Annotated in this window: 12 protein-coding genes; 5 read left to right on the forward strand and 7 right to left on the reverse strand. The window is 69.2% G+C overall.

Features of this window, described 5'->3' with window-relative positions; translation table 11 throughout:
- Window positions 1–38: 38 nt before the first annotated feature.
- The gene (locus tag ACFTQE_RS11795) at window positions 39–521 is read right to left on the reverse strand and encodes a CarD family transcriptional regulator (RefSeq protein ID WP_022889889.1); all 483 of its coding nucleotides are present in this window, start codon (window positions 519–521) and stop codon (window positions 39–41) included.
- 156 nt (window positions 522–677) lie between these two features.
- Here ACFTQE_RS11795 and ACFTQE_RS11800 point away from each other — a divergent pair, with 156 nt between their 5' ends.
- Window positions 678–1160, forward strand: coding sequence for a hypothetical protein (locus tag ACFTQE_RS11800; RefSeq protein ID WP_376925249.1), 483 nt, complete (start codon window positions 678–680; stop codon window positions 1158–1160).
- Window positions 1161–1222: 62 nt separating this feature from the next.
- Here ACFTQE_RS11800 and ACFTQE_RS11805 read toward each other — a convergent pair whose 3' ends face one another.
- Complete coding sequence (locus ACFTQE_RS11805; RefSeq protein WP_376925250.1) at window positions 1223–1903, reverse strand: winged helix-turn-helix domain-containing protein; 681 nt, start codon at window positions 1901–1903, stop codon at window positions 1223–1225.
- Window positions 1900–3087 carry a sensor histidine kinase gene (locus ACFTQE_RS11810; RefSeq protein WP_376925251.1) on the reverse strand — a complete coding sequence of 396 codons (1188 nt, stop codon included), beginning with the start codon at window positions 3085–3087 and terminating at the stop codon, window positions 1900–1902. Before ACFTQE_RS11810 ends, ACFTQE_RS11805 begins: the two co-directional genes overlap by 4 nt.
- Before the next feature lie 184 nt (window positions 3088–3271).
- On the opposite strand from ACFTQE_RS11810, the gene phoU reads away from it, so the two are divergent.
- A complete protein-coding gene (gene phoU, locus ACFTQE_RS11815) occupies window positions 3272–3931 on the forward strand; it encodes a phosphate signaling complex protein PhoU (protein WP_375834888.1) in 660 nt (219 codons plus the stop codon).
- Between the two features lie 87 nt (window positions 3932–4018).
- On the opposite strand, the gene ACFTQE_RS11820 is transcribed toward phoU, so the two are convergent.
- The 4 genes from ACFTQE_RS11820 to ACFTQE_RS11835 all read right to left on the reverse strand — a co-directional run bounded on the left by ACFTQE_RS11820 (window position 4019) and on the right by ACFTQE_RS11835 (window position 7048).
- A complete protein-coding gene (locus tag ACFTQE_RS11820) occupies window positions 4019–4765 on the reverse strand; it encodes a phosphoglyceromutase (RefSeq protein ID WP_376925252.1) in 747 nt (248 codons plus the stop codon).
- Window positions 4766–4806: 41 nt separating this feature from the next.
- Complete coding sequence (locus ACFTQE_RS11825) at window positions 4807–5973, reverse strand: YgfZ/GcvT domain-containing protein (RefSeq protein WP_376925253.1); 1167 nt, start codon at window positions 5971–5973, stop codon at window positions 4807–4809.
- Window positions 5974–6582 carry an FABP family protein gene (locus tag ACFTQE_RS11830; protein ID WP_376925254.1) on the reverse strand — a complete coding sequence of 203 codons (609 nt, stop codon included), beginning with the start codon at window positions 6580–6582 and terminating at the stop codon, window positions 5974–5976.
- A 154-nt stretch (window positions 6583–6736) separates the two neighbouring features.
- Window positions 6737–7048 (reverse strand): hypothetical protein, encoded by a 312-nt coding sequence (locus ACFTQE_RS11835; RefSeq protein WP_376925255.1) that lies wholly within the window; start codon window positions 7046–7048, stop codon window positions 6737–6739.
- 78 nt (window positions 7049–7126) lie between these two features.
- On the opposite strand from ACFTQE_RS11835, the gene ACFTQE_RS11840 reads away from it, so the two are divergent.
- From ACFTQE_RS11840 to ACFTQE_RS11850, 3 genes are all read left to right on the forward strand, one after another.
- Entirely contained in the window at window positions 7127–7813 is a 687-nt protein-coding gene (locus ACFTQE_RS11840) for a DNA-binding response regulator (protein WP_376925256.1), read from the forward strand.
- A gap of 45 nt (window positions 7814–7858) precedes the next feature.
- Complete coding sequence (locus ACFTQE_RS11845; protein ID WP_376925257.1) at window positions 7859–10051, forward strand: RNA degradosome polyphosphate kinase; 2193 nt, start codon at window positions 7859–7861, stop codon at window positions 10049–10051.
- Window positions 10048–10953: NUDIX domain-containing protein (locus tag ACFTQE_RS11850; RefSeq protein ID WP_376925258.1), on the forward strand; the 906-nt coding region annotated here is incomplete at its 3' end. The genes ACFTQE_RS11845 and ACFTQE_RS11850, both read left to right, overlap by 4 nt.

Below are 10953 nucleotides of genomic sequence, written 5' to 3' on the forward strand. Positions count from 1 at the left end.
GCGGGTGCATGGGCACCCGCCGTTCGTGAAGACTCCCGCTACGAGGCGAGGACCTCGTCGAGGACGGTCGAAGCCGCCTCTTCGTCGGTCTTCTCTGCGAGCGCGAGCTCGGAGATGAGAATCTGACGAGCCTTGGCGAGCATTCGCTTCTCGCCTGCAGAGAGCCCGCGGTCCTGATCGCGGCGCCACAGGTCGCGCACGACCTCCGAGACCTTGATCACGTCACCTGATGCGAGCTTCTCGAGGTTCGCCTTGTAACGACGCGACCAGTTGGTCGGTTCCTCGGTGAAGGGGGCGCGCAGCACCTCGAAGACCTTGTCGAGGCCCTCTTTGCCGATGACGTCGCGAACGCCGACCAGGTCGACGTTCTCAGCGGGCACCTCGATGACGAGGTCGCCCTGCGTGACGTTCAGCTTGAGGTAGAGCTTCTCTTCACCCTTGATGATGCGTTTCTTGACCTCGGTGATCGTTGCGGCACCGTGGTGGGGGTAAACGACGGTTTCGCCAACCTCAAAAAGCATGAATAGATGTCCTTTCGGCAACTATCAGGATATCACATTCGGGATCATGCTAAGGTTCCGCCCCCTCTCGAAGCGGGCGCGGCTCGTACGATATGCTCGGTGCGATCCCTTCGCGCCCGGGCCTCCGCTCGTGCGCACCACGCACTTGGAGGTTCTGTGAAGGCGCGTCTCGCGGCATCCGCTGCTCTGGCCATCGGCATCGCGCTCGGCGCGAGCGGTTGCTCGATGGTCACCTACCAGGCGACGACCGAGCACTACGACGCCAGCGACGGCGTCTCGGTCGACGTCGGCCAGCTCGACCTCCGCAACGTCCTCGTCGTCTCCGACGACGGCGTCGACGGCACGCTCGTCATGACGGTCGTCAACACCGGCACCGAAGACGTCTCGCTCGACGTGCAGTTCGGCGAGGGCGGCGGCGAATCCCAGACCATCGAGGTCGAGGCCGGTTCCCAGGTCGTCTTCGGCGTCGACGCCGTCGAGGGCACCGATGAGGTCGAGCCGATCGTGCTCGAGGGCATCGACACCCTGCCCGGCGAGTTCCTGCCGATGTTCTTCGAGTACTCGGGCGCCGAGGGCGTCGAGAAGCTCATCCCGGTGCTCGACGGCCGGCTCCCCGAGTACGAGAACCTCGTTCCGTAGCCTCGGCGAACAGACTCGAACGGGTGGGATGCTTCGGCATCCCACCCGTTTCGCGTGTCGGCTCAGGCCTCGAAGCGGTAGCCGAGCCCGCGCACGGTGACGAGCTGCACCGGTTCAGACGGCTGCTGCTCGATCTTCGAGCGGATCCGCTTGATGTGCACGTCGAGAGTCTTCGTGTCGCCGAAGTAGTCGGAACCCCACACGCGATCGATGAGCTGGCCACGGGTGAGCACCCGGCCGGGGTTGCGCATGAGGAGTTCGAGCAACTCGAATTCCTTGAGCGGCATGGGCACCGGCTCGCCGTCGACCTCGACCGTGTGCCGGTCGACGTCCATGCGCACCCGACCGCCCTCGATGACGGCCTCGTCGAAGTCCTCGATCTCGATGCGGCGGCGCAGCACCGCCCGGATGCGCGCGAGCAGCTCACGGGTCGAGTACGGCTTCGTGACGTAGTCGTCGGCGCCGAGCTCGAGCCCGACGACGATGTCGATCTCGGAGTCCTTCGCCGTGAGCATGATGATCGGCACCGTCGAACGGTTCCGGATCTCGCGGCACACCTCGGTGCCGGGCAGCCCGGGCAGCATGAGATCGAGCAGCACGAGGTCGGCGCCCGATCGGTCGAAGGCCTCGACGGCCGACGGGCCGTCGGCCGCGACCTCCACCTCGTAGCCCTCTCGTTCGAGCAGGAAGCTCAGCGGGTCGCTCAGCGCGATCTCGTCTTCGACGAGCAGGATGCGGGTCACGTACGGTCTCCTCGTTCAATGGAATCGGTCTCGCGACCGTCGTCGGAATCGGGTTCGATCGCCGCTTCGGCGCGCGGCAACCGGATCATGAAGGTCGAACCGCGACCGGGCTGCGACCACACGCGCACGTCGCCGCCGTGGTTCTGCACGGTGTGCTTGACGATGCTGAGGCCGAGACCCGAGCCGCCGGTATTGCGGGAGCGCGCCTGATCGACGCGGTAGAACCGCTCGAACACGCGCTCGAGCTCCTCGGCCTCGATGCCGATGCCCTGGTCGGTGACCGCGATCTCGACGACGTCGCCGTCGACCTTCGCGCCGACGCCGACCCTGCCACCGGGGTTCGAGTACGCGATCGCGTTGGCGATGAGGTTGTGCACCGCCACGACGAGGAGCGCCTGGTCGCCGTAGACCTCGGCCTTGGTCGATGCGCGCACGGCGACCTCGACCTGCTTGCCGCCCGCGACGACGCGGTTCTGGTCGACCGCAGCGGCGATGACCCGATCGACGCGCACGAGCCGGTCGGGCCGGAGCGCATCGCGCGCCTGCAGCCGCGAGAGTTCGATCACCTCGCTCGTGATGTGCGCGAGGCGCGCGGCCTCGACCGAGAGCCGGCCGGCGAAGCGGCGGACCTGTTCGGGCTCGTCGGCGGCCTGGTCGAGCGCCTCGGCGAGCAGGCTCACCGACGCGATCGGCGTCTTGAGCTCGTGGCTGATGTTGGCGACGAAGTCGCGGCGCACCTCGTCGAGCCGGTGCGCCTCGGTGCGGTCCTCGGCGAGCAGCAGCACGAAGCGGGTGCCGAGCCGGGCGACGCGCACGTGCAGGCGCATGGTCGACTCGCCGAACGGCCCGCGCGCCACGGTCACCTCGTCGACGAGCGGCTCGCCGCCCCGCCCAACGGATGCAGCGAGCTCGAGCAGTTCGGGATGCACGAGCGACTGCTGCCGCACGAGCCCCATCGCGAGGGCGCCCGGTGAGGCGCGGAGCACGTTGTTCGACGGATCGAGCACGACCCCCGCCGACTCCAGCACGTCGAGCACCTGGTCGACCCCGTCGGGGATCGTCGGTGCGACGACCTTCGCAGCGCTCGAGCCGCGACGCTCGGCCATGTGCAGCACGATCATGAATGCGGCGCCGAGGAAGATGCCGAAGGCCAGCGCGGTGAGCACCGACCAGGTGGAGTCCATGGCTCAACCCTAACCAGCGGTTCGGGGCGGATTCGCCGTTGGCCGCCTGTGCGGCGGTACGTTAACGACTATTCAGAATCCCGGCACCTGTTGTTCATGTTCCGCCGGGAGGATGTCCCGAGGGCCGGAATGCCCGGGCACGTCCGCGCCCGGCACGGGCCAGAACAGACAAGGATCCGAAGACATGCGTGAGGTGTTCCAGCAGGAACTGCGCGAAGTGCAGGAAGGGCTCGTCGGGCTCGCCGGGCTCGTCGCCGATTCGATCGACAAGGCGACGCGGGCCTTCAACGAGTCCAACGTGAGCCTGGCCGAGGAGGTGATCGCCGACGACGACCACATCGACCAGGAGACCGTCGCACTCGACGAGCTCGCGATCACGATCCTCGCGCGCCAGCAGCCGGTCGCGCGAGACCTGCGCATCGTCGTCAGCGCGCTGCGCATCAGCGCCTCGCTCGAGCGCATGGGCGACATGTCGACCCACATCGCGCAGCTCGCCCGCTATCGCTTCCCCGACAAGGTGGTGCCGAAGTCGCTCCGGCCCACGTTCGCCGAGATGGGCCGACTCGACGTCGAGATCGCGCGCCGACTCGTCGAGCTCCTGCGCACCGAGGACGTGCACCTCGCCGAGGAGATCCGGAACGAGGACGACAAGATCGACGCCCTGCACCTGCAGGTGTTCGACAAGGTGCTCGGCGAGACGTGGAAGGGCGAGGCCGTCGACACCGTCGACGCCACCCTCGCGAGCCGGTACCACGAGCGCTTCGCCGACCACGCGGTCTCGATCGCGAAGAAGGTGCAGTACCTCGCCACGGGCGACTGGGACCCCGAGAAGTCGGCGCTCTGACGCGCGAGCGCCCGGCCTCGGCCGAGCGTGCGAGAAGCCCGGCGGATGCGACATCCGCCGGGCCTTCGTCGTTCGTGGGAGCCGGAGCTACTTCTTGCCCTGCGCCGCCACGGCGGCGGCACCGGCGGCAGCCGCCTCGGGGTCGAGGTACTCGCCCGGGCCGAGCGGCATGAAGTCGTCGCCGAGGCGGTAGACGAGCGGGATGCCGGTCGGGATGTTGAGCTCGGCGATCTCGTCGTCGCTGATGCCGTCGAGGTGCTTCACGAGGGCGCGCAGCGAGTTGCCGTGCGCGGTCACGAGCACGGTCTTGCCGGCCGCGAGGTCGGGCACGATGCCCTCCTCCCAGTACGGCAGCATGCGCGCGATGACGTCTTTCAGGCACTCGGTGCGGGGCAGTTCGTCGTCGGTCAGGTTCGCGTACCGCGGGTCGCCGACCTGCGAGTACTCGGCGTCGTCGGCCAGCACGGGCGGCGGCACGTCGAACGAACGGCGCCAGAGCTGGAACTGCTCGGGGCCGTACTTCTCGAGCGTCTCGGCCTTGTCGAGGCCCTGCAGTGCGCCGTAGTGGCGCTCGTTGAGACGCCAGGTGCGACGCACGTCGATCCACGCGCGGTCGGCGACGTCGAGGGCGATGTTCGCCGTCTGGATCGCACGCGTGAGCACCGAGGTGTGCAGCACGTCGGGCAGCAGGTTCGACTCGGCGAGCAGCTCGCCGGCGCGCGCCGCCTCGGCCGTGCCGAGTTCGCTGAGCCGCACGTCGACCCAACCGGTGAACAGGTTCTTCTGGTTCCATTCGCTGTTGCCGTGGCGAAGCAGCACGAGGGTGTGAGGCATGCGACCAGCCTAGCGGCGGGGCATCCGTCGCCCGCGCGAGGTTACCGCTTGTGCACGCCGAGGCGCGGGAGTCGCGGCACCTCGACCGCGGCACCGGAGTCGGCCGGAACGATCTCGACCTGCGCGGCCGCGACCTCGACGCCGTGGCTCAGCACGATGAGCGGCAGCTCGGCGGGCACGGCGCGCTTCACGACGGCCAACGCGACCGGCCCGAGCTCGTGGTGCATGACGGCCGTCGTGATGCGGCCGACGACCTTGCGCTCGGGCTCCTCGCCCGCGGCAGGCTCGGGGCGCACCTTCTCGCCGACGACCTCGTCGCCCGGCGCCGGCAGCACGGTGTCGCTGCCGTCGAGGTGGAGCAGCACGAGTCGGCGCGGCGGGCGGCCGAGGTTCAGCACCTTGGCGACCGTCTCCTGGCCCTTGTAGCACCCCTTGCCGAGGTCGACGGCGCTGCGGAGCCAGTCGAGCTCGTGCGGGATGGTGCGCTCGTCGACCTCGGTCGCGAGCCGCGGGCGCCAGGCGGCGACCCGCAGTGCCTCCGCCGCGAGCGAGCCCGCGGCATCGACCGTGCCGGCGCGTACGGCGGCGGCGGCTTCGGGGAGCGAGCTGCGCGGCACGATGCGTTCGATCCAGTGCCACTCGGCTGCCGGGTGGCCCGCGTCGTGGGCGTACTGGTGCCCGCCGGGGCCCGGGTGCGCCCAGGGGTCGACCCAGTCGAGCGCGACGCCTGCGGGGGCGAAGGCCGGCGTCGCGGCGTCGAGCGCCGCCGTCGACATGGCGCCGAGCACGGCGACGTCGCCGCTCGCGTCGGCGACCTCGACGCGGAGCATGAAGCGCATGCGATCGAGGAAGGCGGCGACCGTTGCGGCCTCATCGCCCTCGACGATGAGCCAGGTCGTCTCGCCGTCGTCGATCACGTGGGCCGCGTGCTCGACCCGGCCCGACGCATCGAGCAGCAACGCCTCGGTGCCCTCGCCCGGCTGCAGGCGAGCGAGTGCCTGACTCGCCATGGAGTGCAGCCACGACAGGCGGTCGGGCCCGCTCACGGTCACGACGCCGCGGTTCGACAGGTCGACGATCGCCGCACCGCGCTCGAGGTGGCGCTGCTCGATGATCGGATTGCCGTAGTGGCCGGCGACGCCGAGGTCGACGCTGTCGGCCGGTGCCGCGACGGCCCCGGGAAGCGCGAGGAACGGGGACTCGGTCATCTAGTCGACCTTCGCGAGTCGGGCCGACGCGTGGGTGCGGAGTTCCTGCCCGAGGGCGGCGATGTCCCACGCCCAGAGCAGGTGGCCGTCGACGAGACCGTAGAGGCGGGTCGCCGCCGAGTAGTCCTTCGCGCCGCTCCCCCGCATAACCGCATCGGTCGCGAGGTCGATGCGCGGCCCCTTGACCTGGCCGAGGTAGAGCTCGCTGACGCCGCCGGGGTGCACGAGCGACACCTCGATGTCGAACCCGCCGTCGGCGTTGCGCAGCGACTCGACCGACTCGGCATCGGCGAACCGGGGCTCGCCGATCGCCGGCAGCATGCCGGGGCCCTGGTCGCCGTCGCCGAGTTCACGGGCGAGCCGCCAGTAGCCGGTCTCGGTGACGAGCGGCGTCGGTTCGCCGCCCTCCTCCGCGGGGAACAGCCACGTGTAGGAGGTGTAGTTCAGGTGCGGCAGGCCGTCGTGGCTGAAGCTGACGCGCTGACCGAACTCGTGGGTGACCGATTCGTCGCCGACCTTGTAGTCGATGACGCCCGACCCCTCCCAGACTCCGAGGAGCCACGAGAGCGGCACGAGCTCGGCCGGGAGGTCGACGGGCAGGTCGATCATCGCCACGTCCTCACGGCACCTAGCGCTGGCCCTTGAAGAGCTTGTAGACGACCACGCCGCTGATCCACGCGATCGCGAGGCTCGCGAGACCGAGCAGGCCGATGAAGAGGAGTTCGAGGGCGAGCAGCTCAGACATGCTTCGAGTGTATCCCGCTCACGCGGTCGCGATGGGCGCGACCACGAGGGCGGCGATCGCGACGATCGCCGCGGCCCCGGTGATGCTCCAGCTGACGCGCAGCACGAATCCCTCGGGGCGCCGTGTCGCGAGCTGCACGATGAGCGCTCCGATGACGGATGCCGCGAGCACGATGCCGAGCGCACCGTAGACGCCGAGCCGCGATCCGTCACCGAACCATGCGGCGGTTCCCGTGTAGGCGAGCGTCACGACCACGACCGCGCCGACGAGCGCGATCGCCCAGACGACGGCGATCCCGAGCCATCCGCTGCTCGTGTCGGTCTGATCCAAAACGTCTCCCCATTCGTGTCGCGGAGCGCCTCGTCGCGTCCCGTAGTATTGACCGCACCTTACTACTGGAGGGTATGCGTGGCGCAGCTGCTGATCTTGTCGCCGGCAGCCAACGATGATGTTCTTCCGGCCCTGTCACTCCTGACTCACCGAACGCGGATCATTCCCGCTTCGCCTGAGCAGCTGGTCAGAGCGCCGGAATCCGATCTCGTCTTCCTCGACGCCCGCACCAATCTCACCGGTGCGAAGGCCCTCTCGCAGATCCTCCGCACCACGGGCCTCTCGGTGCCGCTCGTGCTGATCGTCACCGAGGGCGGACTCACCGCGGTCACGCCCGACTGGGGCATCGACGACGTCGTGCTCGAGCACGCGGGGCCGGCAGAGCTCGATGCCCGCATCCGTCTGGCGATCGGGCGATCGCAGTCGTCGCAGCCGAGCGAGCGCATCCAGACCTCCGGCGTCGTGATCGACGAGGCGAGCTATTCCGCGAAGGTGCACGGTCGCACGCTCGACCTCACCTACAAGGAGTTCGAGCTGCTCCGCTTCCTCGCGGCGCATCCGTCGCGGGTCTTCACCCGCGAGCAGCTGCTCAGCGAGGTCTGGGGCTACGACTACTTCGGCGGCACGCGCACGGTCGACGTGCACGTGCGTCGGCTGCGCGCCAAGCTCGGCGACCTCGACAGCCTCATCGGCACGGTGCGCAACGTCGGCTACCGCTTCAACGTGCACGAGGACGACGAGGACCTGCCCGTCACCGCCCGTTGACCGATACCTCATCTGTCGGTCACACCCCAGTGGCATGATGTCAGGATGACCGCCGACAGCATCATCGACGACCGCACGGCGAGCGACTTCGACGACGACTTCGAGCCGTTCGACCTCGAAGGCGCGCCCGAGCTCGAATCCGAACGCTACCTCGACCGCGAGCTCAGCTGGCTCGCGTTCAACCAGCGCGTGCTCGAGCTCGCCGAGGATCCGCGGGTTCCCGTGCTCGAGCGGGCGAACTTCCTCGCGATCTTCGCGTCGAACCTCGACGAGTTCTTCATGGTGCGGGTCGCCGGCCTGAAGCGGCGCATCGTCACGGGCCTCGCGGTGCCCTCGAACATCGGCCGCTCGCCGCTCGATGTGCTGAGCGACATCTCGGCGAAGGCGCACGAGCTGCAGGAGCGGCACGCGGCGGCCTACCAGCAGCTCGTGAAGCCGACGCTCGCGGAGTCCGGCATCCGCGTCATCACCTGGGCCGAGCTCGGCGACGTCGAGCGCGAGCACCTGCGCGACTACTTCTCGAAGCAGATCTTCCCCGTGCTGATGCCGCTCGCGGTCGATCCGGCCCACCCCTTCCCCTACATCTCGGGCCTCTCGCTCAACCTCTCCGTGCGCGTGCGCAACAGCCGCACCGGCCGGCAGGAGTTCGCCCGTGTCAAGGTGCCGCAGATGCTGCCGCGGTTCGTGCGGGTCGACCCGGGCGAGTCGATCGAGGACGCCAGGTACATCACGCTCGAAGACCTCATCGCCAACCACCTCGGCGACCTCTTCCCCGGCATGGAGATCGTCGAGCACCACGTGTTCCGCGTGACGCGCAACGAAGACGTCGAGATCGAGGAGGACGAGACCGAGAACCTGATCAAGGCGCTCGAGAAGGAACTGCTGCGCCGCCGGTTCGGCCCGCCCATCCGCCTCGAGATCACCGACGACATGGACGACGTGACGCTCGGGCTCCTCGTGCGCGAGCTCGACGTCACCGAGCAGGAGGTCTTCCGCCTGCCCGCCCCGCTCGACCTCGGCGGCCTCTTCGACCTGTCGCGCCTCGACCGGCCCGAGCTGCACTACCCGACGCACGTGCCGACGACGGCGCTGCAGTTGCAGCCCAGCGACTCGAACCTGCGCGCCGACGTCTTCACCGCGGTCTCGCGGCAGGACGTGCTGCTGCACCACCCCTACGAGTCCTTCGCCACGAGCGTGCAGGCCTTCCTCGAGCAGGCGGCCGCCGACCCCGACGTGCTCGCGATCAAGCAGACGCTCTACCGCACCTCCGGCGACAGCCCGATCGTCGAGGCGCTCATCGACGCGGCCGAATCGGGCAAGCAGGTGCTCGCGCTCGTCGAGATCAAGGCCCGCTTCGACGAGCAGGCCAACATCTCATGGGCGCGCAAGCTCGAGAAGGCCGGCGTGCACGTCGTCTACGGCCTCGTCGGGCTGAAGACGCACTGCAAGCTCGCGCTCGTGATCCGGCAGGAGAAGGGCGGCCTCCGCCACTACAGCCACATCGGCACCGGCAACTACAACCCGAAGACGAGTCGCATCTACGAAGACCTCGGCCTGCTCACGGCCGACGACCAGGTCGGCAAAGACCTGACGCGCCTCTTCAACGAGCTCTCGGGCTACGCCATCGAGAAGAAGTTCAAGCGACTGCTCGTGGCTCCGCTGCACCTGCGCAAGGGCCTCCTGAAGCTCATCGCGGGCGAGATCGCGAATGCCGAGGCCGGGCGCCCCTCGGGCATCCGCATCAAGGTGAACTCGATCGTCGACGAGGCGATCATCGACGCGCTCTACCGCGCATCGAACGCCGGCGTGCCGGTCGAGGTGTGGGTGCGCGGCATCTGCAGCCTCCGCCCCGGCATCCCAGGGCTCAGCGAGAACATCACCGTGCGATCGATCCTCGGTCGCTACCTCGAGCACTCCCGCATCTTCTCGTTCGTCAACGACGGCGATCCGCAGGTCTACATCGGCTCGGCCGACATGATGCACCGAAACCTCGACCGTCGGGTCGAGGCCCTCGTGCGGCTGGCCGACGCGAACCACCTGACCGAGATCGAGTCGCTCTTCGACCTCGCGATGGCCGAGACGACGAGTTCGTGGTGGCTCGACGGGTCGGGCGAATGGGTCCGCCACGCGACCGACGAGGCGGGGCATCCGCTCGACGACATGCAGAATAGGCTCATGCAGCAGATCGGCCAGCGCACCCGCTCGGGGCAGCGCCCGCGATCGGGACCACGGCGGTGACGACGGCGATCTACGCCGCGGGGGCGGTCTGCTGGCGCCTCATCGACGGCAAGGTGCACGTGCTGGTCATCCACCGCACGGTCTACGGCGATGTCACGATCCCGAAGGGAAAGGTCGACCCGGGCGAGTCCCTGCCCGAGACCGCCGTGCGCGAGATCGAGGAGGAGACCGGCCTCGCGGTCGCGCTCGGCGTGCCGCTCGGAGTCTCCCGGTATCCGCTGCCGAGCGGCCGCGAGAAGATCGTGCACTACTGGGCGGCCGAGGTGAGCGACCGCGCCGTGCAGCGCTCGACGTTCAAGCCCAACGCCGAGGTCGCGGCGCTCGAATGGGTCACCGTCAAGCGCGCCCGCGGCTACTTGAGCTACGAGCCCGACGTCGAGATCCTCGACGCCTTCGCGAAGCTCCTCGACCAGGGCGTCATGTCGACCTTCGCGCTCGCGCTCGTGCGACACGGCAAGGCCGTCGGCCGGTCGGGCTGGAAGGGCGACGACGCCGCGCGTCCGTTGACCGAGCGCGGGGTCGAACAGGCGGCGGGACTCGTCGCGACGCTCGGCGCATGGGCGCCGAAGCGCATCGTGTCGAGTCCGGCCGTGCGCTGCGTCACGACGGTCACTCCGCTCTCCGCCGCCACCGGCATCGAGATCAAGCGCGACGCCGGCATCAGCCAGGACGCGTGGGAGGCCGGCGACGACGAGGTGCGACGCGTCGTCGGCAAGCGGGTGCGCGCCGGCAGGAGCGCGATCATCTGCAGCCACCGCCCGGTGCTTCCCGAGATCATGCGCGAGGTGGCGCTCGCCACCGGCACACCACTCGGTTCCTACGTGACGGATGCCGCGGGGCTCGAGCCCGGCGCGTTCAGCGTCGTGCACCTCTCGGCCACGAGCCCAGGCTCGGGAATCATA

Source organism: Agromyces sp. NPDC056965, from assembly GCF_042673425.1.
GTDB lineage: Bacteria > Actinomycetota > Actinomycetes > Actinomycetales > Microbacteriaceae > Agromyces.

Coding starts and splice junctions, on each gene's coding strand:
- ACFTQE_RS11820 (WP_376925252.1), bottom strand. CDS start 4,765: ATGCCTCACACCCTCGTGCTGCTTCGCCACGGCAACAGCGAATGGAAC.
- ACFTQE_RS11825 (WP_376925253.1), bottom strand. CDS start 5,973: ATGACCGAGTCCCCGTTCCTCGCGCTTCCCGGGGCCGTCGCGGCACCG.
- ACFTQE_RS11795 (WP_022889889.1), bottom strand. CDS start 521: ATGCTTTTTGAGGTTGGCGAAACCGTCGTTTACCCCCACCACGGTGCC.
- ACFTQE_RS11845 (WP_376925257.1), top strand. CDS start 7,859: ATGACCGCCGACAGCATCATCGACGACCGCACGGCGAGCGACTTCGAC.
- ACFTQE_RS11810 (WP_376925251.1), bottom strand. CDS start 3,087: ATGGACTCCACCTGGTCGGTGCTCACCGCGCTGGCCTTCGGCATCTTC.
- ACFTQE_RS11830 (WP_376925254.1), bottom strand. CDS start 6,582: ATGATCGACCTGCCCGTCGACCTCCCGGCCGAGCTCGTGCCGCTCTCG.
- phoU (WP_375834888.1), top strand. CDS start 3,272: ATGCGTGAGGTGTTCCAGCAGGAACTGCGCGAAGTGCAGGAAGGGCTC.